This is a genomic window from Prevotella melaninogenica (assembly GCF_018127925.1).
Taxonomy (GTDB): domain Bacteria; phylum Bacteroidota; class Bacteroidia; order Bacteroidales; family Bacteroidaceae; genus Prevotella; species Prevotella melaninogenica_C.
Genome location: NZ_CP072347.1, coordinates 841584 through 867463 on the forward strand (window position 1 = coordinate 841584; position 25880 = coordinate 867463).

The 25880-nt window shown below is 40.1% G+C and carries 21 protein-coding genes; 12 read left to right on the forward strand and 9 right to left on the reverse strand.

The annotated features are described in order from the left end of the window. Nucleotides 1-367 precede the first annotated feature (367 nt). Nucleotides 368-2176 carry a M6 family metalloprotease domain-containing protein gene (locus J4861_RS03120; protein ID WP_211815758.1) on the reverse strand — a complete coding sequence of 603 codons (1809 nt, stop codon included), beginning with the start codon at nucleotides 2174-2176 and terminating at the stop codon, nucleotides 368-370. A 9-nt stretch (nucleotides 2177-2185) separates the two neighbouring features. After that, nucleotides 2186-3025 carry an EFR1 family ferrodoxin gene (locus tag J4861_RS03125; protein ID WP_211815759.1) on the reverse strand — a complete coding sequence of 280 codons (840 nt, stop codon included), beginning with the start codon at nucleotides 3023-3025 and terminating at the stop codon, nucleotides 2186-2188. A gap of 111 nt (nucleotides 3026-3136) precedes the next feature. Between J4861_RS03125 and J4861_RS03130 the strand changes: the two genes are divergently transcribed. From J4861_RS03130 to dapA, 4 genes are all read left to right on the forward strand, one after another. Then, nucleotides 3137-4681 (forward strand): ComEC/Rec2 family competence protein, encoded by a 1545-nt coding sequence (locus J4861_RS03130; RefSeq protein ID WP_211815760.1) that lies wholly within the window; start codon nucleotides 3137-3139, stop codon nucleotides 4679-4681. Between the two features lie 24 nt (nucleotides 4682-4705). Then, the gene (gene truA / locus J4861_RS03135) at nucleotides 4706-5467 is read left to right on the forward strand and encodes a tRNA pseudouridine(38-40) synthase TruA (protein WP_211815761.1); all 762 of its coding nucleotides are present in this window, start codon (nucleotides 4706-4708) and stop codon (nucleotides 5465-5467) included. A 10-nt stretch (nucleotides 5468-5477) separates the two neighbouring features. Further along, a complete protein-coding gene (locus tag J4861_RS03140; protein WP_211815762.1) occupies nucleotides 5478-6404 on the forward strand; it encodes an EamA family transporter in 927 nt (308 codons plus the stop codon). Nucleotides 6405-6575: 171 nt separating this feature from the next. Then, nucleotides 6576-7460, forward strand: a complete 885-nt coding sequence (gene dapA / locus J4861_RS03145; RefSeq protein WP_013265295.1) for a 4-hydroxy-tetrahydrodipicolinate synthase — start codon at nucleotides 6576-6578, stop codon at nucleotides 7458-7460. 527 nt (nucleotides 7461-7987) lie between these two features. Here the strand turns inward: dapA and J4861_RS03150 are convergent. Then, on the reverse strand, nucleotides 7988-8278 hold the full coding sequence (locus J4861_RS03150; protein ID WP_211815763.1) for a DciA family protein: 291 nt from the start codon (nucleotides 8276-8278) through the stop codon (nucleotides 7988-7990). Between the two features lie 3 nt (nucleotides 8279-8281). Next, the gene (gene recF, locus J4861_RS03155; protein ID WP_211815764.1) at nucleotides 8282-9388 is read right to left on the reverse strand and encodes a DNA replication/repair protein RecF; all 1107 of its coding nucleotides are present in this window, start codon (nucleotides 9386-9388) and stop codon (nucleotides 8282-8284) included. A 299-nt stretch (nucleotides 9389-9687) separates the two neighbouring features. Between recF and J4861_RS03160 the strand changes: the two genes are divergently transcribed. Together J4861_RS03160 and ribH are read left to right on the forward strand one after the other, a co-directional pair. Next, on the forward strand, nucleotides 9688-10362 hold the full coding sequence (locus J4861_RS03160) for a tetratricopeptide repeat protein (protein WP_211815765.1): 675 nt from the start codon (nucleotides 9688-9690) through the stop codon (nucleotides 10360-10362). A 6-nt stretch (nucleotides 10363-10368) separates the two neighbouring features. Next, the gene (ribH, locus tag J4861_RS03165) at nucleotides 10369-10845 is read left to right on the forward strand and encodes a 6,7-dimethyl-8-ribityllumazine synthase (RefSeq protein ID WP_004359555.1); all 477 of its coding nucleotides are present in this window, start codon (nucleotides 10369-10371) and stop codon (nucleotides 10843-10845) included. A gap of 430 nt (nucleotides 10846-11275) precedes the next feature. Here the strand turns inward: ribH and radA are convergent, their stop codons facing one another. Continuing rightward, nucleotides 11276-12676, reverse strand: coding sequence for a DNA repair protein RadA (gene radA, locus J4861_RS03170; protein ID WP_211815766.1), 1401 nt, complete (start codon nucleotides 12674-12676; stop codon nucleotides 11276-11278). A gap of 63 nt (nucleotides 12677-12739) precedes the next feature. Here radA and J4861_RS03175 point away from each other — a divergent pair, with 63 nt between their 5' ends. The 6 genes from J4861_RS03175 to J4861_RS03200 all read left to right on the forward strand — a co-directional run bounded on the left by J4861_RS03175 (nucleotide 12740) and on the right by J4861_RS03200 (nucleotide 20240). After that, entirely contained in the window at nucleotides 12740-13654 is a 915-nt protein-coding gene (locus J4861_RS03175; RefSeq protein ID WP_211815767.1) for an ABC transporter substrate-binding protein, read from the forward strand. Nucleotides 13655-13692: 38 nt separating this feature from the next. Continuing rightward, on the forward strand, nucleotides 13693-15867 hold the full coding sequence (locus tag J4861_RS03180; protein ID WP_211815768.1) for a tetratricopeptide repeat protein: 2175 nt from the start codon (nucleotides 13693-13695) through the stop codon (nucleotides 15865-15867). A 99-nt stretch (nucleotides 15868-15966) separates the two neighbouring features. Beyond that, nucleotides 15967-16581, forward strand: coding sequence for a DNA alkylation repair protein (locus tag J4861_RS03185; protein WP_211815769.1), 615 nt, complete (start codon nucleotides 15967-15969; stop codon nucleotides 16579-16581). A 1158-nt stretch (nucleotides 16582-17739) separates the two neighbouring features. After that, nucleotides 17740-17889: a hypothetical protein gene (locus J4861_RS03190; RefSeq protein ID WP_249110723.1), complete on the forward strand. Its 150-nt coding sequence runs from the start codon at nucleotides 17740-17742 to the stop codon at nucleotides 17887-17889. Between the two features lie 47 nt (nucleotides 17890-17936). Continuing rightward, nucleotides 17937-19580 (forward strand): hypothetical protein, encoded by a 1644-nt coding sequence (locus tag J4861_RS03195; protein ID WP_211815771.1) that lies wholly within the window; start codon nucleotides 17937-17939, stop codon nucleotides 19578-19580. A gap of 204 nt (nucleotides 19581-19784) precedes the next feature. Then, entirely contained in the window at nucleotides 19785-20240 is a 456-nt protein-coding gene (locus tag J4861_RS03200) for an HU family DNA-binding protein (RefSeq protein ID WP_211815772.1), read from the forward strand. Between the two features lie 394 nt (nucleotides 20241-20634). Here the strand turns inward: J4861_RS03200 and J4861_RS03205 are convergent, their stop codons facing one another. The 4 genes from J4861_RS03205 to J4861_RS03220 all read right to left on the reverse strand — a co-directional run bounded on the left by J4861_RS03205 (nucleotide 20635) and on the right by J4861_RS03220 (nucleotide 25860). Continuing rightward, nucleotides 20635-20820: a hypothetical protein gene (locus tag J4861_RS03205; RefSeq protein ID WP_211815773.1), complete on the reverse strand. Its 186-nt coding sequence runs from the start codon at nucleotides 20818-20820 to the stop codon at nucleotides 20635-20637. Between the two features lie 614 nt (nucleotides 20821-21434). Next, a complete protein-coding gene (locus tag J4861_RS03210) occupies nucleotides 21435-22247 on the reverse strand; it encodes a hypothetical protein (protein ID WP_211815774.1) in 813 nt (270 codons plus the stop codon). Between the two features lie 153 nt (nucleotides 22248-22400). Beyond that, nucleotides 22401-23381 carry a CapA family protein gene (locus tag J4861_RS03215; protein WP_211815775.1) on the reverse strand — a complete coding sequence of 327 codons (981 nt, stop codon included), beginning with the start codon at nucleotides 23379-23381 and terminating at the stop codon, nucleotides 22401-22403. Continuing rightward, the gene (locus J4861_RS03220) at nucleotides 23347-25860 is read right to left on the reverse strand and encodes a DUF3160 domain-containing protein (protein WP_211815776.1); all 2514 of its coding nucleotides are present in this window, start codon (nucleotides 25858-25860) and stop codon (nucleotides 23347-23349) included. The genes J4861_RS03215 and J4861_RS03220 overlap by 35 nt, the downstream gene beginning before the upstream one ends. Nucleotides 25861-25880: the final 20 nt, after the last annotated feature.

Consider the following 25880-nt stretch of genomic DNA (forward strand, 5'->3'; position numbering starts at 1 on the left):
ATAAAGTGCAAAAAGATGCAAAGAATTGGATAATTCTTTGCAGTACGTTGTTGCCTTGATATGTCGTTGCTAACTGTTTCACGGCGGCAAAGGTAAGGCTTTCTTTTAATTCAGCCAAATAATCTTGATAGAAATCTTTGTTTCATCTTAAATTACTATGAAAAAGTGGGTGTGTCAAAATGCAAATACCATTTTGATAATCTTACGGTTTGAAACAATTCATTAAAAAAGACCATTTCTGTACTCGATTTTGAGTAAAGAAATGGTCTTTTCTTTGCCTTTAGAAGAAGCCTACTTATAAATTGAAGGTTGTCAAGTTATTAATTTGCATTTTGACACACCCTCTTTATTTGTTCAAGAGTTTGTGCTATTTTACAAACTTCTTGTTGTTCTGAATGTAGATTCCATGAGGAAGGATAGACGCATCAGTACCTACATATCTGCCGTCAAGGCTATAGATACGGTTGTCAGATGTACTCCTTTCAAAGATTGAAGGTGCCTGAATACCGTTGGTTTCATTGTTCTTAAACTTGAAACTAACATATCGTGCAGCATCATTCTCTACGATGTCAAATATTGACTTATTTAGTATGCTGCCATCATACATCTTAAAGTTATCAATTCTGTTCTTTCCATTGTAAGGATAGGGATCGCCATTGAGCTGTTGTACGTATGTACTTAATAAGCCTCCAGCATTAGCTGCTGCTAATATTTTACCATCAGCTGGGATTGGGATCACACGTGGTTTACCTTTTATATTATTAGGATAATCGAAGATATTTACTTTGTCAGATTGATATGATATACGATAGACAAGTAGGCCTTTTCCATAAGTACCATTTCCCCAGCCTTGGTTCCAAGCACCTTTTTGAATACTTTGTAATACAATGTACTCATTTTTATTTTTGCTATTGACAATCTTATATGCTTTCCCGCCATTGTCGATAGTCTTTAGGTTGTTAATCGTGCTATCATTTTTGAGTTCATCAATATTCATCCAGCCCATTACTTCACGTTCCCAAGCAAGATAAGAAGCTGGTATACGTCCACCACGGATTCCCGTTCCGCCATCCATAATGTCCCAATATTCCATACCTTGATCATCCTGATTTTCTGCATCAGTATGATAAGCGTATATGTCAGGAAGTCCGAGTGTGTGTGAGAACTCATGACAGAACAAGCCAATACCGTTAATCGTTTCCTTGTCTTTTGCCTTATTTTCTAAACCTGCCAACTCATTGCTTACACCAAAGCGTCGGATGCTTTTTCCATCAAAAGTGTTTGAGATATTAACAGTTCCAGATTTAGGCCATATATCAGTTATTTTATTTCCAGTAATATTGGCAGAATGTCCTGCATAAATAACATAAACGAGATCAACTAGACCATCACCATTAGCATCATAATCCGCAAAATTTACCGTTCCATCAACTGCACTACAGGCATCAGCAATCAATAAGTCTACCCTGTCATTTTGGCCAGCGCCATAGATAGCCTGTGGCTTAGGCAATTTTACAGGTCCTACAACATCAAAGGTAGGTGTGAACTTCCCATAACTGCAATCCTTGAAATAGCCACGCACACCTTTGTAGTTTTTATCTTGATTGTAGCGAGTATCTGTGAAATGCCCTTCATTCATTAAATAGTTTGTGAACACATTCTTAGTGTCTTGGATCGTGAAAGTTGTATCTTGAAACTCAGCAAGTATGACAAGTGCCTTTGGGCTACCTGTATGAGGGAAATAAGGTATGCCTCCCCATTCTGTATCTATGATAGGGCCTCGTGTAAGAGGAGTTTTATCGTATGCGTTTTCAGATTCTTCAGCAACCTTATTAACGTAAGCAAAGAACTTATCCTTGTCTTGCTTAGCAATCAAGTTACGCTCTGCTTGTGAGCGAGTTAATGCTTCGTGTGCAAGCTGTTGGGTAGCAATAAGGTTGCCACTTTTCTCTACTTTACCGATATAGTAGTTGTTATCCGCACCTTGTACAAGCAATACGCCATCAAGCGTTGTGTACCAGTTGATATGTTCGTCACCACGCAAGATGACAGTAATAACAGAACCATCAGCCTGTCTTACTTGTACAGGGATTGATTCTGCCTTTGCCGCCCAAGTGGTAAGGGAACAAAGCATTAGACATACAATAAGAGATAGTTGTTTTAATTGTTTAATCATATCTTTTTCTTAATTTAGTTTACTTAATTTATTATAGAAATATTGTCCCTTCTTCTGTGTACGTTTACCAAATTCAATAGCATGGTGTGGACAGTGGTGATAACACGAGAAACAGGTAAGGCATTTGCCATTGTGTAGCCATTCTGGTTCATATCCTAAGCCACCTTTGATGTCATCAACGGGGCAAACGTTAGCACAAATACCACACTTCACACATCGACGACTGTCTACATGAAAGGGCTTATCAGTGATGAGGAAGCGTTCAAAGAAGCCTCCTACAGGACCAGAGAAGAAAGAAGGAATAGGACCTCTTATTAATTGGTTCCAGCCCCAAATCTGATTGCTATCCGTATGAGGACGCTGTTTAAGAATCTTAGAGAATTCTTTTATCTGCTCTGAAGCAAGTTCCTTCTTTTCTAATTCTTTCTCTTTCGTATCTACATCCATACCTGGCAAGCCAACATATGACTCTGGCATAATTAAAGAACATACCGCCTTAAGTGACAGTGCGTCACTTACAGTAACGCTCTTTAGTTGCTGTTGAAAGCGTTCCATAGCTTTGCCAATAGAATCTCCAGCTGTAACTAAACAGAAACAATAATGCTTTATGAGGGAGGTGTCTTCTCCATCAGTCTTTATTGATAATTTAGTTATAAAGTCTTTTACAATGCTTGGAACTCTCCATCCATGTATCGGAAAGATAAAACCTACGTGTTCATCCTTTTTTAATGTAAAAGAACAATCGCTTTTGATTACTTCTGGGATTGAAACGAGTGTATCGTCAGTTTCTAAAGCTAATGTCTTTGCAGCCCATTTGCTATTACCTGTACCAGAAAAGTAGAATATCATGTGGCAAAGGTACTGATATTTTGTAAATCTTGCAAGATAAGTAAGTGCAATGTTGTTGTTTTTCAGTTCTTTTTCTTACATTTGCAAGAAGTACATGAAAACATTAATGCTGTGAATAAGAAAATGGACTTACTGATGTATCCCTCAGTAAAGTTACTCTTACCTTTGGTGTTGGGTATTGCTGTTGGTGATGCTTTAGAAGAAGATATATCCTCTATGTTTTGGTGGTTTATGGCGATCAGTATGATTGTCATTACCTTTGTGGTGTGGAGGAAGAAGTATCTTCAAAGTTTGTTTTTACTCTTTACGGTCTTTCTTGTTGGTGGAACTTTTGTTTCAGTGAGCCGGAAAGCTGCAAAGATACAGCTTCCCAATAAGCAAATAACCTTTAAGGCAGTTCTTCTTAGTAACCCTGTCGTTCATGGTAAAGTCATACAAACAGACTTAATGGTTATGACTGTAGGCGAACCGATGAAGGTTAAGGCTTCAATACTTCGTGATACGATAACAAATCGTTATCGAACACTACACCTTGGAGACGGAATAGAAGCTGCAGCTTACCTTGAAGAACCTATGAACTTTTCGGATGCTACCTTTGATTATGCCCGTTGGTTGAAGTTACATGGCTATTCTGCAGAAACCTTTATCTTTTATAATCAATGGCAGAAAACCAAAGTGAGTCTTCGTCAAATGAGTTTTCTTCAACGTACATCCTTGTCTGCTGCGCTCCATAGAGAGAAGTTAATGAGAGTATTAGAAAGTAATCTTGATAGCACTCATTTAGCTGTTGTGTCTGCAATGATACTTGGAGATAAACAATTGATTAGTAGAAATATAAAGGAAGATTACTCCATAACAGGTGCAAGTCATGTCTTAGCTTTGTCAGGTTTACATCTAACTATCTTGTATGGTTTGCTTTTGTTTATTCTGAGTTGGTGTGAGCGTGTTGTGCCAAGGGTCTTCAAAAGGGGAGTCAGTGAATTACTTATTCTGTTTATTTTATGGAGTTATGTTGTCTTGGTAGGGATGTCTTTGTCTGTTGTTCGTTCTGCTGTTATGCTGACTATCTACTCTTTTGTAACTCTTTTGAATAGGGAACGGTTGTCAGTTAATACTTTGGCACTAACCGCTATCATTATGCTTATTAGCAATCCTAATAGTCTTTTCGATATAGGTTTTCAACTATCCTTTATCTCTGTATGGTCAATTCTATTGTTCTATCCACTCATCTATGAGTTAATCCCTTTACAGCAGAAGAAGAGTTTATTTGTTATTAGGTGGTTGTGGGGGATGATTGCTGTGTCATTGGCTGCACAATTGGGGACGACACCTTTGATAGCTTTCTATTTCGGAAGGATTTCCACAATCTTTGTTGTTAGTAGTCTTATAGCTGTACCATGCACAATGCTAATCGTATCCGCGTCATTCTGTTTGTTACTTCTTAGTCCATTGCCTTCTTTATCATCGTTTATTGGGAAGTGCATCTGTGTTATTACAGAAGGATTGAATACCTCACTTCATTGGCTTGCGGGCCTACCTTGTGCATGCATAGAGGATGTTCATGTAACCATTTTCCAGCTCTTTATATACTATTTCATGCTGATAGCTATTTGGATTTTATGGAGTTTTTTAGCAGGGAAGATAGAGTTTAAGTAATTATTTGTACCTTTGCAGATAGTTATGCAACGATATTTAATCACCCTTTCATACGATGGAACAGCCTATCATGGCTGGCAGATTCAACCCAATGGGATTTCTGTACAAGAAGTATTGGAACACGCTTTGTCTACAATACTAAGAGAATCGATTGCTATTACAGGTGCAGGACGTACCGATGCTGGTGTACATGGCAGAATGATGGTTGCACACTTTGACACGGAATTGTCGTTTGACAGTGCACAATTAGTGTATAAAGTAAATCGTTTGTTACCACGTGATGTCTCTGTAAGTAGGATTGAACCTGTTAGTGAAGAACTTCACGCACGTTTCTCAGCGACCTCACGTACTTATCATTATTATGTCCATACGGGCAAACAACCCTTCTCACGACAGTATTCGTGTGAGCTTCGTTATGCCTTAGACTTTGATAAGATGAATGAAGCTGCAGCCTATCTAATAGGCGAGAAGGACTTTAAATGTTTCTGTAAAGCGGGTGCAGATGTAAAGACTACTATCTGTAATCTGACAGAGGCACGATGGATTCCAGTCAATGATGAGTTTGCTTTGACTACAGATGATACTGTTAAGAATTGGTGTTTTGTGATAACTGCTAACCGATTCTTACGCAATATGGTGCGTGCTGTTGTTGGAACTTTAGTAGAAGTGGGACGAGGACGTCTTTCATTAGATGATTTTAAGAAGATTGTAGACGGTGGAACAAGAAGCGATGCTGGTGAGAGTATGCCTGGCAACGCCCTCTTCCTTTGGGAAGTAAAGTATTAGAATATAGCTTATGTGGATTCTTTTGGCTTTTGTTTCAGCAACATTGCTAGGACTTTATGATACATCGAAGAAGTTTTCTCTTCGTGGGAATGACGTCATACCTGTGCTCTTTCTTAATACACTCTTTTGTTCGGCAATCTTTCTGCCATTGATATTATTGTCACAATATACCCATGTACTCGATTCCAGTATCTTTCATGTCGGAGCTGGTGGGTGGGAGATGCACCGATGGATCATACTAAAGAGCGTTATTGTACTCCTTTCTTGGGTATTCGGTTATTTTGCGATTGCGCAGCTACCCTTAACGATTGTCGGTCCAATCAATGCTACACGCCCAGTGATGACACTTGTCGGTGCTATGCTTGTCTTTGGCGAACGACTAAATACTTGGCAATGGGTTGGTGTCAGTCTGGCTATTATTTCCCTGTTCCTATTGGCAAGAAGCGGTAAGAGAGAGGGTATAGACTTCAAGCATAACAAGTGGATCTTCTTCTTGGTATTGGCAGCCATGATGGGAACATGCAGTGGACTGCTTGACAAATATCTGATGGCAAGCCCTGAGAATGGTGGGGTAGGGCTCGACCGCATGATGGCACAGAGCTGGTATAATATCTATCAATGTATGATGATGGGTGCAGTTCTCCTTGTCTATATCTTCAATCAGAGAAAGAAAGCAGAGCGTACAGCCCATTTTTCATGGAAGTGGTCTATCCTGCTCATATCTATATTCCTATCAATGGCAGACTTTGCCTACTTTTATGCACTCTCATTACCAGGCGCAATGATTTCCATTGTGTCAATGGTACGTCGTGGTTCCGTCCTCGTATCGTTCTTATGTGGTGCATTGCTGTTTAGAGAAAAGAACTTAAAAGCAAAGGCAATCGACTTATGTTTTGTTCTCCTTGGAATGATATTTCTATGGATTGGCTCACGTTAAGATGATGACTTACTCTTTAAGATAAAGGATAAAAGTCTTTGGTTATTGATAAATATTTGCTATATTTGCAACGATATTGGTAGACGCCCTTCAGCGTTTAATATGAATAGGACTGCACATTAACTCCCCATGGAGTCTTTACCGTGAGTCTCTTAAAAGACGATAATTACTATGCAGAATGTTTTTCATGGATTAGGTATAGCATTGATAACTCCATTTAAGGAAGATTTCAGTATTGATTATGAAGCACTTGAAAACTTGGTTAACTACCATTTAGATAACGGTGCTGACTTCTTCTGCATTCTTGCTACTACTGGTGAGTCTCCTTGTCTTTCACGTGAAGAAAAGGATCAACTGACTGCTGTCATTAAACGAATAGTTAATGGTCGTGTGCCAATCCTAAAGTATTGTGGTGGAAACAATACTGCAGCTGTTGTAGAAGAAATCAAAACGACTGATTGGAGTGGTATTGATGGTATTCTTAGTATCTGTCCTTATTATAATAAACCAAGTCAGGAGGGACTTTATCAGCATTTTAAGGCTATTGCAAAGGCAAGCCCACTGCCGATTGTTTTGTACAATGTGCCTGGTCGTGTTGGTGTCAACATGACTGCAGAGACAACAGTTCGTATCGCTTCTGAGTTTACCAATGTCGTTGCTATCAAAGAGGCGTCAGGTAACTTGGAGCAGGTTGATGAGATTATTAAGAATAAACCAAAGCACTTTGAGGTTATTAGTGGTGACGATGCGTTGACCTTCCCAATGATAGCAAGTGGTGCTGTAGGTGTTATTTCAGTTATTGGTAACGCTCTGCCTAAGGAATTCTCACGTATGATTCGTTTGGAATTTAAGGGTGAGTATGAGCCTGCGCGCAAGATACATCACCAGTTTACTGAGCTTTACAAGCTTCTCTTTGTGGATGGTAACCCAGCAGGTTGTAAGGCTCTCTTGAATGATATGGGTATGATAGAGAATGTATTGCGTCTTCCTTTGGTTCCAACACGTATTGAGACAAAGCAGAAGATGAATGAGATTCTTAAAGGAATGAGAATCTAAAAATAATATTTATCAGAATCGTAGTATAACAAAAGGGCAGGTGACTGCCCTTTTATATTGGCTATAAAAGTAAAGAGCACGATAGAAACTCTACCATGCTCTTTCCTATTTCTTGTGTGAAATTTCTGTTTTATGCTTGATTTTTGGTTCATGCCTCACGGCAATCCCCAATCATCTTGCATCATTGTTACCCTTAATCAATCCTTTTTATTACCTTAACTAAAAACCTATTTGTGTTATTTGAACAATCTCTCTTGTTCTACCTTAAACTAAATAACTAAAAACCTAAATCTATTACTACTAACCTAAACAATCTATTATTTGTCTTTTGACGATGCAAAGGTAAGCATTGTTTGCGCACACACCAAATAATTCACGCATAAATTTCCTTCAATTTGTTGTTTCTTGATTTGTATCAATTACAAATAATGAAAACAGTTGTAAAGAGAAAGGAATGATAACAAGTAATTACTCCATTACTTCTTTGACTATATAAGGTTGTTGTATCCTATGATAGAAAGGATAATTTAGTAGATTTTTACTTCGGAAATAACCATAGAGCCAACAGCTGCGTTAAGCTTTTTGACTAAGTCTGATTGCATCATGCAGAGGTTGGCACGTAAAGCTGGGTTTATAATCTTTACGAATAGAGTTTGATTTTTGATAAACTTCTCTTGTGTGTATCGAGCAACAGTCTCACCAGTCACAGTGTCCCATGCAGCAATAATACGTTTCTGTAATAGGGGAGACTCAAGTCCTTCTTGGCGTAAGAACTGATTGAGCAAGTCATCTAATGGTTGTACTTTCCGTCTAAACATATCTTATCCTTCTCTTTCGTTTATTTCTCCACCTTCTACAGAGAATAACTTGTAATTGAAGGCACTTCCTTGTAGAATCTTATCTAAGTGATCACGGTTAGTATCTGTAATGAAAATCTGTCCAAAATCATCACCAGAAACCAAGCGCACTATCTGTTCTACTCGACTACTATCGAGCTTATCAAAGATGTCATCAAGCAATAATAATGGTGTGTTATTACCTGCTGTGCGTCTAAGGAAATCAAACTGTGCAAGCTTCAGCGCTAATACGTATGTCTTATTTTGTCCCTGACTTCCTTCTCGTTTCATAGGATAGCCACCAAGTCTCATCACTAAGTCATCCTTATGCGTGCCATGAAGTGAATAGCCCATAATACGGTCTTTTGCTCGATCACGCTGAATAACGTCTAACAAATCGCCACGTTGACAATGCGAGACATATTCGAGTGATACCTGTTCTCGCTCACTACAGATTGTCTGATAGATACGTTGGAAAACAGGGGTAAGTTCCTCTACGAAGGCAGCTCGCTTCTTATATACTGCTTCACCATGCTCTGCCATCTGCATCTCAAGTAGTTCCAGAAGAGTAGCATCTGGTTCTTCCTCTTGCTTCAGCAAGCTATTACGCTGTTGTAAAGCCTTATTATATCGGCTGAGTGATTCTATATAAGGTGTGTCGTATTGCGAGATAACCACATCCATCAGCTTTCTTCGCTCTTCGCTTCCTCCTTCAATAAGGGTCGCATCAGCTGGAGAAACAAAAATCAACGGTACCAGTCCGATATGCTGTGACAGTCGTTTATATTCTTTCTTATTGCGTTTAAAATGCTTCTTTGAGCCACGCTTCATACCGCAGTACACCTGTTCATGCTCACCTGCATCCGTACAATAATCACCTTCCAGTACAAAGTAGTCTGCATCATGGCGCATCACTTCCGAATCCTTTGGATTAAAAGCACTCTTACAGAACGAAAGATAATAGACTGCATCAAGCAGATTAGTCTTTCCCTCACCATTATGTCCAATAAAACAGTTAAGCTTAGCCGACAAGTTTAATGTTGCCGCCTGAATATTCTTATAGTTGATAATGGATAGTTTCTCTAATTGCATTGTCTTATTTTGTTGCTTGAATGTTAAGGAGATGAATGTGAATGAATGCTCCTTATGACTAAAAGAACTGTAAAGAAACAGCTCCTCCTCTGTTAAGAGAATAAAAAGTAGAGTTAATCCGATTAACCTTTAAACGCTATATTATTCCTTTCCATTCTCTGCAAAGTTAACTCATTTCCGTTCAATAAAAGAAAAAAGTCGTTGATAAATTTCAATATATGCGACTTTTTGATTAATTTTGTCCCGCTATAATGCGCACCTTACAGTTTAGAATAAAATAAAAACATCATAACGTAAAAATGGTAAACAACAAAGAACAGGGTACATACGAAGATACCCTTAACAAATCAGAGGCTACGTTCTTGAAGTACAAGAAGCCTTTCCTTATCGCTATCGTTGCTATCGTAGTGGTTGTAGCTGGCTTTATCCTTTACAAAAACTACATTTCTGCTCCACGTGAGGCAGAGGCAAGTACTGAGTTGGCTAAGAGTCAGACACTCTTCAACAGTCAGCAGTATGACCAGGCTCTCGCTGGTTTCCAGAAGGTTCAGAGTGACTATAGCAGCACTGATGCTGGCAACCTTGCAAACCTTTATGTTGCACTTTGCTATGCACATCAGGCTAAGCCAAACTGGACAAAGGCGTTGGAGAATGCAGAGAAGTTTAGCACAAGCGACGATGAGATGATTAGTCCGGCTTCTCAGATGGCACTTGGTGATATCTATGCTAACAACAACCAGAATGATAAGGCTGTTGAGTGCTTCAAGAAAGCTGCAAAGATGGCTAACTCTGAGGCTGCTGATAACACCAATCTCACTATTGCTCCATTAGCATTGCGCAAGGCTGGTATCCTCCTCGAGAGCGAAGGTAAGAAGGCTGAAGCACTTGAGATTTACAAGGATATCAAGAAGACTTACGTCAACTCTCCTATCTATCAGGATATTGACAAGTATATTGAGCGTGCTTCTAACTAAGCAAACATGGCAACAGAACTTCATCATTTATCCGACTACGATGCGCAGAGTGTACCAGATGCAAGTAACATGTGCTTTGGTATCGTTGTAGCTGAGTGGAATCCGGAGATTACTGGTGCCTTGCTTGATGGTGCTGTAAAGACACTCGAGAAGCATGGTGCTATTCCAGAGAATATTCATATTAAGACTGTTCCTGGTAGCTTTGAACTCATTTATGGTGCACAGATGATGACTAAGAATGACGGTTTCGATGCTGTTATTATTCTTGGAAGTGTTATCCGCGGTGAAACACCTCATTTTGACTATATCTGTGAGGGTGTGACATACGGAATAGCTCATCTCAACGCATCACAAAATATTCCTGTTATCTATGGTCTTCTGACAACCAATGACCTCCAGCAGGCTAAGGATCGCAGTGGTGGCAGACTTGGAAACAAGGGTGATGAGTGTGCGATTGATGCTATAAAGATGGCTAAGTTCTAAAGCAATAGTATTAAAAGAAAAATATTAAAGGCAGTAGCAGCGGTTTATCCGTCGACTACTGCCTTTCTTTGTTTACTTCTGTTTAGAAGGTTATGATGCTTTATTTAGTGTGTAATTCCGTTTTTTGTATAGTGAATTTTCTTTACATTTACCCTCTTGCTTTTTACTCGTAAAATGGCAAAATCATGTCATTTCGTACACCTCTGTAATTCTCTTGTAATAAGGATGTTACAAGACGCCATTCGAAAAGGTGCTTAGTTGGACTTTAAAAGGGCGTTAGTTAGACCTCAAAAGGGCGTCTTTTGAAAGCCAATTAAGCCTTAATTCAAGTCCAATTAAGCACCACTTAGAATATTGGGCACTGAATTTTTATTACAAAGGTGAGATGTTGTGTGTTGTGAGAGTTCGTCTCAAAGTATTCATTTTCGTTTTAGCCAAACAATGCTCTAAGTGCTTCTTCAACCTTTCTTACGGGGTGAAGTTGTATATTGTACTTACCTGTAAGTCCAGAAAGGTTATACTTTGGAATAATGATATGGCTAAAACCTAATTTCTCAGCTTCTGCAATGCGCTGTTCAATACGGCTGATAGGACGTACTTCGCCACTCAATCCGACCTCACCACACATACACCAACCTTGTTCTATTGGTGTGTCAACATTCGATGAAAGTACGGCTGCAATGACGCTGAGGTCCATCGCCATGTCTGTCACACGTAAACCACCTGCAATGTTCAGGAAGACATCCTTCTGCATCAGCTTAAAACCGACACGCTTCTCTAAGACAGCGAGGAGCATGTTAAGGCGGCGTTGATCGAAACCTGTGGCTGAACGCTGTGGAGTTCCATAGGCAGCTGATGATACAAGTGCTTGTGTCTCAACAAGGAAAGGACGTGCGCCTTCAATAGTACTTGAGATAGCAACGCCCGATAATCCCTCATGATCTTCGGTAAGTAGAAGTTCGGAAGGGTTGCTAACCTTACGAAGTCCCTGCTGTTCCATCTCGTAAATACCGAGTTCTGAAGTAGAACCAAAGCGGTTTTTAATGCTTCGGAGGATTCGATACATATAATGTTGGTCGCCTTCAAACTGAATCACGGTGTCAACAATATGCTCTAATATCTTCGGTCCAGCAATACTTCCTTCTTTATTGATATGACCAATGAGAATCACAGGAACGCCACTTGTCTTGGCAAAGCGTAGAAGGGCTGATGCACATTCGCGCACTTGGGTAATACTACCAGGGCTGCTGTCAACGTCTTCCGTTGAGATAGTCTGGATAGAGTCGATAACTACAAGCTCTGGCTGTACGTCACGAATATGCTCAAAGATGTGTTCTAAGGATGTTTCCGACAAGATAATGATGTTTTCTGCAATATCTTTGGAAATACGTTCGGCACGCATCTTTATCTGATGAGGACTTTCCTCACCGCTGACATAGAGTACACGTTGCGTCATGTGGAGTATTGTCTGCAATGTCAGTGTACTCTTACCAATACCGGGTTCGCCACCAAGTAGTACGATACTACCCGGTACCAAGCCTCCACCTAACACACGGTTAAGTTCACCATCGTGCATGTCTATGCGTGGGTCATCGTGAGATGAAATGTCACGAAGGCGCTGTGGCTTATTTGCTAAAGCCGAAACAGAGCCACCAGAAGCCGCATTGCGCAATGTTGTTGCGGCATTGCGTGCAGCCAGTGAACCCGTATCAGCAGCGATACGGAACTCCTTGAATGTGTTCCATTGCCCACAGTTGGGGCATTTACCAATCCATTTTGGACTTTCTTGTCCACAATTACTGCAGACGAAAGCTATCTTGTCCTTTGCCATAAGTAAGACAAAAGTAATAAGATTTTTCTTAGTTACAAAATTTATTCTTAATTTTGCAACTATATGAAACGTATTAATTACCTGCTCATACTGGCTGTGCTTACCTTTGTCAGCTGCGGTAAGAGCGACAAGGAACTGCAAGCTGAACGTCAGGCACAGAAGTTGGCTGAGCGTGAAGCTTATCAGAAAGCTTATAAAATAGCTGTGATGCCTACGATGGATTGCCTTCCGGCGTATCTATTGAAGGATAGCTTGTTGTATGATACAGCGAAGGTTGACATTAGACTTTGTTGGTTTAATGCACAGATGGATTGTGATACGGCTATGATTGGGGGAAGTGTACAAGCTGCTTTTAGTGACCTCGTCCGTACAGAAAGACTGAAACATAGAAACAAGGTGCTGATGCACTATCTGACAGATACGAATCTTAATTGGCAACTGATTGCTGACAAGGATTCGAAGTTGAAGCAACTCTCTGACCTAAGTGATAAGATTGTTGCTATGACTCGTTTCTCTGGAACTGACCTTCTGACTGATATGGCGGTGAAGAAGGCTAAGCCTAAGTATCAAGTCTTTCGTGTACAGGTTAATGATGTACTGGTGAGACTTGCTATGTTGCAGAACCATGAGATTGATGCTTACTGGTTTGCTGAACCACAGATAACAAAGGCTTTATCAGCAGATAATAACTCCCTTTTCAATTCGGAAGATGCTGGTGTACACCTTGGTGTGGTGGCTATAATGGATAAAGTGCGTCGTCAAGATGAAGAAGCTGCCTTTGCAGCGGCTTATGATAAGGCTGTAGAGCAAATCAATAAGAATGGTGTGAAGTATTATTCTGCCTTGATTCAGAAGTATATGAAGGTTGATGAATCTTTTGTACGTGCATTACCTGATATCAAATATACGAAGATTGGACCACCACGTAAGGCAGACTTGCTCATGGCACGCAACTTTCTTAGCAGTGGTAAGGTTTAAGTAAGAACTGAATAGTAATCATATAAAGGAGTAGGGAAGTGAATGTAGAGGAGATTCTTAGCAAGGCTATAAACTGTTTAATGGACAGAAGATTGAGTAATGCCATTGAGGTATTAGAGCAACTTTATGTTCAGCGTCCATCACTTATGGGACACAGTGAGTTTGAAGCTATCAAAACTGATTATCAGTTGATGGTAGACTATATGGGAAGGGGCTTCTCAGATAGTCATCGTGAATCACTCTACAGCACATTGTTGCAGCGACTTTACCGTGTTGCAGCTGACCTTGAAATCAGCTGGCGATGCAAGAATGTTAGTGCATACGTTAACTCTTTTAGGGTAATCGATCATCTAAATACCAGCCATGACTTCGTTCGTACGGTGTTAGAATCATTTGTTTCAGACATCGCTATGCTCTCACTTCAACCAGAAGAAACAAGAGAACAGAAGAGTACTGAGTTATATGATCGTCACCAATCGTTTATGAATCGTCTTTTTAGTGCCTTATGGACATCGTGTCAATGGACTGATGATGATTGTAAATTCTATACAGAATTGCTCCTTTCTCCTACTGTTATGTCAACAGATCAGCAGGTAATTGTAAGTGCAATTAGCCTTGGCGCAATGAATCAGTTTGATATTAATAAGTTCAAAACACTTGTCAATGTGTATCAGCAGGCTACAGACGAGCATGTAAGACAGCGTGCATTGGTGGGCTGGGTGTTGGCAGTCTTCGAAGGAATGGACATCTTCCCAGAGCAAGATGCGATGATACGTGAGCTCTGTAAAAACCCTACTATCACTCGTGAATTACTGACTTTACAGATTCAGTTCTTCTATAGTAAGGATGCTGAGAAGGATAATGACAAGATTCAGCGTGATATTATGCCTGATATCATGCGTAACTCTAATCTGACAATCGGGCGTCTTGGTATTATGGAAAAGGAAGAAGATGCGATAGAGAGTATTCTTCACCAAGATGCTGATGAGAAGCGCATGGAGCAGATGGAAGAGAAGGTGCGCAAGATGATGGATATGCAGAAACAAGGTTCTGATATCTATTTTGGTGGTTTCAGTCAGATGAAACGATTCCCTTTCTTCAATGATATGGTGAATTGGTTTACTCCTTTCTACTTGAATCACCCTGCTTTACGTCCTGTGATAAGTAAATTAGGTGATACGAAGTTCTTAAATACTCTCATGGAAAGAAGTAATTTCTGTGAGTCGGACAGATACTCTTTTGCTTTTGCTTTAGAACAAATCATCAATCAGTTACCATCTGATATTAAGGAGGTAATAGGTTCTGATGCAATGTTAGGACCGTTGGCAGAAAGTGATGATATGGAAGATGCTATCAGTATTCGTCGTACCTACTTACAAGATCTTTACCGTTTCTTCCGCCTTTATCATACAGCTCATGACTTTATCAATCCATTTGAGGATAATGGTAAGGGGGACTTTGTAGCTGACACCTTCTTCTTTACGTATAAATCCTTCATGGGTACAGGGCTCGATGATGTCAAGTTGCGCTTGGCTTCACACTTGTATAAGCATCAGCAGATGACGGAACTTGCAGAATTGCTCACTACTTTCCAGAGTGCAGACCCACGATGTGCCATCTTAATGGGCTATACGAATATCCATATGGGTAAGGCTGAGTTTGCTTATCAGTTCTTCGACTATGCGTTGAAGGCTGAGCCTGATAATCAGTGGGCGCTGAAAGGAAAAGCAAGAGCAGCGCTTGACGCAGAGGATTATAAAACTGCAGAAGAGGTGTATACTGAGTTGCTGAAATTAGAACCAGGTCATAAGAATTACACAATGAACCGTTGTGTTGCTCTTTTGAAGTTAGGTAGGACGAGCGAGGTGCGTGAAGAGTTATTCCGTCTTGACTATCAATATCCGGAAGACATGAATGTGAAGCGTGTTCTTGGATGGGCAATGCTGTCGGATAATAGCCTTGATAAGGCTTCACAGTTATATGACACCCTTCTTGCAGCAACTCCAGCGCATGAGGATTATTTGAATGCAGGTTATTGTCAGTGGGCTATGGGCAACGTCCAACGTGCTGTTGAGCTGTTCCGAGAATGGATGGTAAAGAGTGGAAAGAGTACTGAACAATTATTAGAAGAGTTCCGTAGTGATGCTGACACATTGGAGATGTACGGTATTTCTGAAACTGACTGCTTCTTAATGTTGAGTTTAGTTGGTTAATATCAACTATCAATAGGTGTTCAAATACTTAATAATTAAACTGTTGTGGTATAGAAAAACCACAATATAATTTATCAATTTATATAGATTAATAGGATAATGAATGAACAGATACACGAGAAACTGAAAGAGATTAAACAGTCTTTCCGCCTCTTGATGAATGGAGTTGCATCGCACTCTATGCGTCAAAAGGGTGTTACATATAAGATAAACTGGGGAGTGCCAATCCCTGATTTGCAGAAGATGGCAGCTGAATATGGTAAGGATTATGAGCTTGCTATAGAACTATGGAAAGAGGATATTCGTGAGTGTCAGGTACTAGCTACGCTTATTATGCCAGCTGAGAAAATGGATGAAGACCTTGTGGACGTATGGATGGAGCGCCTTCGCACACAGGAAATGGCTGAGTTGTTGGCATTTAATCTTCTTCAGTATCTTGACTTCGCACCAGCTTTGGCATACAAATGGATAGCTTCAAACCGTGATATGTATCAGCTTTGTGGCTATCAGTTGCTTGCTCGTTTGTTTGCTCGTGGTATGGAACCTAATGAGCGAGGGATTAATGAGTTCCTTGATCAGGCACACACAACGTTAGCAGGTGAGAGCCTACCATTGAGACATGCTGCATATAATTGTGTTCTAAGTTTCTGCGAATTAGGAGAAGACTTCGATACTATAGCACAGAAAGCGCTTGCTGATCTTAATATCCTTTAATATAAAGTGATAGTCGAAAAACTACTCTTTTATCAATAAGCTAAAGTAAGGATGTCTTCTTTTTAAGGCTTTATAATGTTTTGTTAGAAGAACTATTACAGTCTTTTTTCCTATGCTCTACCAACGTATAGCTACTTTTCAAATGGCATATTGCTGCTTAGCACATGTGGTGCGGATGCTTAACACCATATGTGCGCATGCTTAGCACGACATGTGCGGATGCTTGACACCAATGATATTGATGACAAAATACGATAGAATAGGGTGTAGAATTGAGAGAAGATAATCGTTAGATAAGAGTAATATTACCCATAGAAAAAGAGGATGTGTCAAAATCCAAATTAATAACTTGACAACCTTCAATTTATAAGTAGGATTCTTTTAAAGGCAAGAAAAGACCATTTCTTTACTCAAAATCGAGTACAGAAATGGTTATTTTTTATTGGATTGTTTCAGACTGTAAGATTATCAAAAGGGTATTTGCATTTCGACACATTCCTCGCGGGGTGAGTTTTTTCTTCTTTTCCTTGCCCATTCAATTTATTCTTCTTACCTTTGCGGCCGTGAACAAATTAGCAACGACATATCAGATAAATTTAGCACAGCAAAGAAATCTTAGTTTCTTTGCCTTTTTTAGTGCTTTATATTTGGTAGTTTCAGAAATTTTGCTAACACACACACACACACACACACACAGGCGCACCTAGCGTTTAATCATACTTTTTTTCTGTCATCCTACGCGCGCGCGAAGCGTGTCGTAATCCTTGTAAACAAAGGACTTCTCGGAGTTTCCTTTGTTCGCTTTTTTGTGCCCGTTTGTGAGCTGTCAAGAAAGCAAAATAAGGACGTTTTAAGCACAGATTTTATCGTAACAAGTAATTGTAATTCTCTGATAATAGTTTGTTTTCTCTCGTTGATTTCTCGGGCAGGCAGTGGTAAGATACTGTCTGCCTGTAGAGAGGAAACGTGTAGATGGTTAAGAGGGATAGATGATAAGGTTATCAGGATGTTTATAATATAAAAGGTGACGAAAAGAAGCCACATAGAGAGTAGATAACAACTATTTTTAATCAAATCAAAAAGATGATGAAAACAAAAGAAAGAAAGGACTATCAAGCACCTTGGTGCTCATTTCTGAAAGTCGAAAACGAAGGGTTCATGCGAACCTCGTTCAATAACCCTGGAGGTAGCGGTAGCGGTCATGCCCACGCTGGTGACACGGGAGGACTGAACGCAAAAGCAAGTACATTTACTGAAGAGGAAAGCCTCGAAGACGAGAAGAAAGGTGGAGAAGCTAGCTGGTGGTAAGTCTGCCAACTCCACAAGTAACAAACTAAATTAAAAAAGAACAAACAATGGACAAGAAAAGTATTTATTTTGGTACACTCGTGTTGGCAGCACTCACCCTAGGCAGTTGCGCCAACGACGATACAGCCACAGACAAAACAGCAGGTAAGGATACGCCAAAGACAGGAACCGTATTCTCATCAGAAACAGAGCCTTCAACTCGCACATCTGCCACTTACACAGGCAGCGGTCTCGATTTTTATTGGACAGCAAGCGATAAGATTTGGGTAAAGGATGACAACGGGAACTACAATCAGAGTGCCTCTGACGATATCAGCAGTCGCATCGCTGCCGTACCTGGCAGCACAACTACCGACAAGGCGAAATTCTGGGTAAATGGAAGCTATACAGGTTCCACACACAAGGTACGTTATACAGGTAAGAACGGCACAAAGGACAAAGTAACCATCAAGGCTTCGCAAACCCAAAGCACTCCTAACGATGCTGCCCACATAGCAGAGGATGGAGACTTCGGTGTAGCTGATGCAACGGGCAGTGGTTCGTATAACTTTACACTGAATCACAAGGCAGCGTATGTTACTTTCATGCCTTATACTACACAAAGTGTCATTACGACTGCTGCTAAACTTCAAAAGATTCGCATTTACACAAGCAACACTTCTGACCAACTTGCAGGCACATTCGATCTAGCAGATAATGGTACACTAAGCAATGGTGCAACCACATCAAACAGTGTAGAGCTGAATGTAAACAACTTTTCTATTCCTAGTGTTTCTACTTATGCAACTAATGCTGCAACGATGGTTGTTAATCCTGGTACATATAGTAATCTGACAATAGAATACACTTTACACGATGCTGTAACCAATGTTACGGGAGTGATAACGAAAACATATCCTTCTGTAACTCTTGATGCTGGTAAGAATACGCCAGTAAGGGCAGACTTAAAAGTTAAGATATACCCTGCTAATGACTATTACATGTGGGATGCACAGCAGCATTACTGGGCAGGATATGAATGGGATGGTGCTAATCCAAAGCAGCCTACATTAGATGGACAACAAAATAGTACTGATGCACCACAAAGCACATATAGTGCTTCAGCACATACTCCGCGTGATTATAACGATATTATGGGTCTTTCTTCGTTGGGAATACTACAAGATCCAAGTTACTCTGCAGTAGGAACTTTTAATATCAATGAAATGATTTGGTATGCAGAGAAAGGCGATCCACATTGGGACGGCAACACACTTTGGGCTACGATGGGACATCTTCGTATAGGAGGTTTATGGATTAAAAAGCAAAGTGTAATTGCTTCCGAAAATAGCAAAACTGTTCTGCAGTTAAAAGACAAAGATCCTTTTGGATATGATAATAGAGGAGACTTAACATCTACGCCATCCGCAACGATGAAAGGTTCGGGTAGTTTTACTGTTAATAGTATAGCACAAGGGATACCAACGAATATTAATAATTATTTTTATCTTCCTGCTTTAGGTCAGAATTCATTCGGAAAATTATACATTGATAAAGCGGGCTACTATTGGGGAAGTACTCCTAGTACAGGGAATAATGCTTCTGCAGGATTTAGCTTTTCCGATCATAATATATTTATAGCATGGTTTGCGAGAAATGCAGGAGGAAAGCTCTTTAAATCTTCCAATGAAGATGAATACCGCCCATTCTAAGTTAGATGATGTTTGTGTTCATTATATGAAGGCAGTTATCTTCCTTATATCAAGAGGCTTGTCTTCCTTATATCAAGGCAACGGTCTTCATATAATGAAAAGAAACGCCTTGATATAAGGAACACTAAGAAATACAAAATATAACTATCGGAGCCTTGCTGAAAGGCGAGGCTCCATATTTTAAAAACTTAAATTTATTATTTTATGATTTCATTTAAAGTAGTTGAGACCGTCCACAGGATTGGTCCAAAGAAAGGTCAGAAAGCCTTTAATGCCGTGCCAAAAGCGCCGATGAAGTTTTCATCTGATTGGCTTGTTAACCGTATTGTTCGCGAAACCTCGTTGAGTGAGGGAGACGTAAGAAACGTGATTATCACCCTGCGTAATATTACTATTGAGGTGATTAGCCTTGGCGGTTCACTAGACCTTGGCGACCTCTTCTCGTTCCGTACCACGATACCTTCAAAGATGGTCGACAACGAGAAAGATGTCACCGCCGAATCCTTGAAACGTCCCCGTGTCCTTGTTCGCTGGAAGTCTGCCGTCACAGAAGCGTTGAAGAAGATTGAAGTGGATGTGGATAATCCTGCGAGGAGGAAGACTAAAGAGGGAAAGGAAGAAAAGAAAAAGAAAGAAGGTGGAGGACCAGAGGCGGGATAAAAGGCCTCACCCCCAGCCCCTCTCCAAGAGGAGAGGGGAGTGAAATGCGCAGTTTGCTAGAGGAGGATGGAAACTAAATGGTTTAGTTGGTGATGAAAGAGAGGGGAGCTGGTAGCGAGAGCTATATGCAAGTAGAGGGTGTATCAAAATGCACATTAATAAGTTGACAACTCTTAAACTATAAGTAGTTTTTCCTAAAAGCAAAGAAAAGACCATTTCTTTACTCACAAACAAGTACAGAAATGGTCATTTTTATTGGATTGTTTCAAACTGTAAGATTATCAAAATGATATTTGCATTTTGACACACCCTCTTTTCTTTTTTATTTGTCTGCTGTTAATCGATTTCAACAGCTTACGATTTGATTTCTGGTCTTTTGGTTACTTGATAATTACTAATCAAGATTAATCTTCTTTGAAACAATCAATGCCTCTGCAATTACTGCTGCAACGATAGTAACAATACCAAATGTCAACATAATGTTATCCTTTCTTCTTTTGTGCGGAACCCCTTTGGTTCTGCGGTTATTACTTATTTTTCTTTGCAAATTCCGTGCAAAGGTAGGAATGATATTTGACATAGCCAACTTTTTTAGTCTTGTTTGCAATATAACACGTGGATGCTTGATGTAAGTCAATAGTATTGACTATGGTCAAAAAGTAACTAAAAAGAGTTCAAAAAAGGTCGTATAAATTTGTTATGATTACTTAGAAAACGTATCTTTGCAACCGATTAAGTATTTAAGATAACATACATTTATGGATAGGCTCATTATTAAGAACCAAGAGTTTGACAGCAGTATGGATGCTCGTTTCCTCGAGATTCAGAATGCTCGTCGTCAGGCTTTGGCTCAGAAGGCTAAAAAGCACTAAAACAAACGCCTCGCGTTCGTGGCTATTCGTAGCTCGGTAATGCGAATTAGGTAAGAAAACGTGTAGAAGATTAATCTTAGAAAGCAAGAAAAGAGGGTGTGTCAAAATGCAAATTAATAACTTGACAACTTTCAATCTATAAGTAGGATTCTTCTAAAGGCAAAGAAAAGACCATTTCTTTACTCAAAATCGAGTATAGAAATGGTCATTTTTTATTGGATTGTTTCAAACTGTAAGATCATCAAAATGATATTTGCATTTTGACACACCCTCTTTTCTTATAGTGATTTAGTTAATCACTTACTATATTTATTATGCTTGTTTAGAAGTCGACATCCTCTCCAACCTCATCGGCTTGCATTTCCAAATCCTCTGGGTTGGTGTCGAATGTGGTACGATAGCTTTCTTCAGTGAGCTTGTCCTCATCGAAATCCTCATCGTCCTCATCATCTGTACCTCTATCTTCTTCAGGCATCATTTCGTCTTCATCATCCAAATCCTTCAAGTTTTCTTCTTCTCCAATCTCATCAAATGATGAAAGTTTAGTAGTAGCTACGTTTGAAATTGGCTTTTCCTTAGCAAAGATAGCTTCTGTCCATGAGCCCTTTGAAATCTCAAGAACTTCGAAGCCATCAGCGACTTTCTTCTCATAAAGACCACCTGGTTTCTTCAGACGAGCAGTCGGAAGCGTAGTTGTACTTATATCAAATCCACTTAAGATAATATCCTGTACGCTCTGTGGAAGGCTCTCCCAACCACCGCCAAAGTTACGCTCAAGTACTTCTATTAGCTTTTGAGCTGATATATGATGGATGTTTTCCCAAGTTAAATCAGTAATACGTTGGATTGATTTTTTCTTTAAAGCCCATTTTACAGTGGTACCCTCATCAAGTCTAACTTGACCAACTTGGCAGCCACGTTCTTCGTATTTCTTGATAACTTCAGGCTTATCAACCTTAACTTCTTCTATGGTAAAGGCACTTTTGATTACATCAATATAATGACGCTCATTATCCCTTAAGTCGGCGTCACGTTCTGCTTGTGCCCAAAGGCGGAAGACATCGTTTTCCTGAATGTCCCACACATTGCTTTTTGTTAGATTCTTTAACGATAGTGCTTGTCCTTGTCGCTTCATATTGTGTTTACTTTTTCATTTTGCTTTATGGTATAGCTTTGTGCAAAGCCATACCCTCAGACCTGCTGCAAAAGTATATACTTAAACGTAAACTTCCAAACTTTTTCGCTGAAAAGTTATCCAAAAGTGAGAAATAAGCATAATTTGAAAACGCTATTTACTAAGGTAGGGTGTGCAGTTCTTGATTTCTATAGGTAAAGCCTTTGCTTTACACTTCTCTGCAGTGATGCTTAACTCCACAAGACAAGCCCGTGAATTCATCGGTTTTCTTTGGTCAAAGATAAAGTTTCCAATACCATAATAGATTGGTTTTCCTCGATATGTCTCTATTGTTTGGAGTGTATGACTATGGTGACCAACAATAGCATCAGCCCCTGCATCTATTAGTTTGTGTGCATCTTCACGCTGCTGTGGAGTGGCTCTGAAGTGGTGTTCCCATCCCCAATGTAGTAGAAGGAGAATATAACAATTCTTATCTGTGGCTCGTAAGCGTTTAACTCGCATGATAAGACTATCTATACTCTCCTGACTAATACAAGGTTTTTGAGGAAGATAGAGGAAGTTTTCTAAGGGTAAACGTAGGGATGAAACTACCCAAACATGGCGTGGACTTGTAGAAATGAGTACTGGTTCTGCTGCTTCCTCCATATTCTTACCAGCCCCGATAGGTATCATTCCTGCTTTTTTTATCTGTTCTTGCGTGTCTAAAAGTCCTCTTCTTCCTTGGTCAATACTATGATTATTGGCTAAGTTGAGGTGAGTTATGCCATGACGACGTAGTGTTGGCAACCATTCGGGTTCGCCTCTAAAGATGAAACGTTTGAACACTCGTTCCCTTATTTTGGTCACTGGACACTCTAAATTGGCAATTACATAGTTGGAAGAGTGGAACAACGAGTCGATAGTAGGTGAGAAGAGAGCATCGACTCCCACCATATCAATCTTCTGTCTTACCCCCCTGTCAAGTAGAAGGTCACCTGTAATAACGATACGTAAGGTGTCGTTTACCTCTTTAGAAGTAGACTTCTTTTTGTCTATATCATTAACTCCTATCCCGCTGAAAGATAGTAGGATAGGAGTTAATAAGCATATAATAACTTTAACAGCCTGAGCTATAGAATGTCTCTTCATCATCAGCACTCATTCCTTTTACTGGAGCTATGATCTCTTTCATCCATGATGGCGTTCCACCTGTTGGTGACTTCTTCAGTTCTTGTTGCCATTCTTCGTCCGTCATGCGTGGATCTGACATCAAACGAGTGAACTCACGGTAAGAGAAAACAGAGCCACGAGTGAGATAAAGGGAGCCGTCTATCTCAACAACTACGTATATTTCGTAAGCAGAACCAACACCTTCATAAAGTACACACATGTCGTCTATGGCAACATTCTCACCTGCAGCTGTGAATACGTCAGCAACAACAGCGACTTTTTTGTCTGTACTCACCACATCCGACCAGCCCTGTAACATCTGGTTATCTTCGCTGACAAGCTCCAAAGAGATATTCTCCACGGTCGAACCAATAATCTCAATCTGGTTGTATTCCTCGTCAGTTATCTTCCCACCATTCAGTTCTTTCTTACTGATATCACGGCAGAATTCAGCCATTTCCTTTATTCGTTCATATACAGTCTTTGCTTTTTCTGTCTGTAAATTATAAGTTGTGAGGACTTTATCCATTCTTGTTACAAGTGCAATAGCTTTCTCCCAAAACTTTATGTTAGGCTCAACATAACCTTTCACTACAGGTGGTTCTGGACCACCATCACCACACTCTGCTAACATCGGCTGCTTTGCATAGAGGATAGCATCATGCTTTAACTCTGCCCAAGAAGCAAGTGCTGTGTTCAAATTCTTCTTCTGCCACTGTGGTGTCTGCATGAAATAAGGAAGTGACTGTGCGGTGTCACCTAATGACTGGAGCGTGTACATCCATTGATTTGCTACACAAGCCTCCCACGGAGTATCAGCAACTTTCTTACGAGCTGTGGTTAATGCCTTAGGGAAATCCGCCCACTTCTGTGCTTCTTTCAGCTCATCCATGAGAATAGGTTCGGCACCTGGCAGTCCCATCACAGCCATCCAGTCGAGTCCCTTAGGGTATGGACGGAGGGAAACAGGGCTATCTTGGTCCGTAGTAGCTATCAATGCCTCTGCATCAGGTTGATAACGCTGTGGCATAATGTCTACGACATATTTGCTACCATGTGTTTTCTTCAACTCGATACGTGTTTGTTTCTTTGCAATTTCTTCGATGTCTTCTGTCAGCTTAGCCATATCTTTTTTTGAAGACAATAGCTTTTCTATAGGTAAGTTCGTTTCCTTAATAAGTTCTGCAACCTGTATGAGGGTAACATTATCAGGTGTTCCCATAAGATAAGTGATAGGTTCACTTACCTTGTTGTATATGGTTTTGATCTTTGGTTGTTGATTGAAGACATTGGCAATAAGTGCAATCTGCTTCATCTTTGCAAGCTTGTCCGTGCCAAAATGGGCTGTTTGCAACCACATCATACCACGGAAGTAACGACTGCAAACCTTAGATCGGGTATAGTGACCGCGTGGACGGAAGAGCGAATAAGCAAACAATCCTCCTGGAGGAGCATATTCCAGCATCTCTGAATACCCATTCTCAGCCTCAAAAGCCTTATTAATTTCCTCCATTACCATTGTTTTGTAGGCTTCAGGAACATTCAATGTGGCAGTTGACGTAGGAGCTTTATCATGGCTAAAGAGCCAAGATGCGACGGTAAACCATGCCTGACCATATTCCGCAGCAGCCTTTATTTCTGTATTCTGACTGCTTGTCAGCGTCTTCATCTCTGCTCCCATTTTGGAAGAAAAGACAATCATTAGGGAGTCCAAGTGCTTCTCTTCCACATCACGCAACACACAATCAAAATAGAGATGGAAAAGTTGTAGATAGAGATCGGTGGTAACGAAACTTGGGAAATCAGCATAATCATTCTTCTCATATACGTGGAAAAGCTGATTATGTTCAGCAGGAACGATAGCAAAACCATTCTGTCCCAACATGCTATATAGCTTTGGGTCAAACTCTTTTAGCTGGAAAGGGTTGATAAGATTCTTCATATTCACCACGTCCTTACTGTTCGCGGGTTTAAAGTTCAGCTTTCGTAATTCAGCTTCTCTTGCACGGATGCGCTCTGTAAAGGCAAGTTGTTCTTTCGTATAACTTGGTGAGAACTTCTTACCAGTGGTCTCTTCTTTTTCACCAACATCCCAAAGTGCATCGTTATACCATGTTGTTGTATTGTATAATGCACGTAAGGTTGCATCTTTGAAAGGGTATCCCTGCCTTGCAGCAAAGGCGTTTCTGATTGCACGTAGCTCTACAAGATTGAGTTTAGAGATATCCATCTGCGTATCAATCTTACCCTTCAATTTTTCAATATTGACTTTTCCAGCACCAGGAAGAATAAGAGGAGTCTTCTTCTCTTGGGTACGTTCAATATATGCATCACCTGTGTTGCCAACTGACTTTTCACTTTGTGACCACGCAGTAGGTGAGAATAACAAGATTAGTAATGCAATAGCTACAGTTCTGAATGCGTCCTTTTGCATTCGCTTGTAATAGGGATTGTGTTTCATCTTGTTTGGGTTTAAATTGT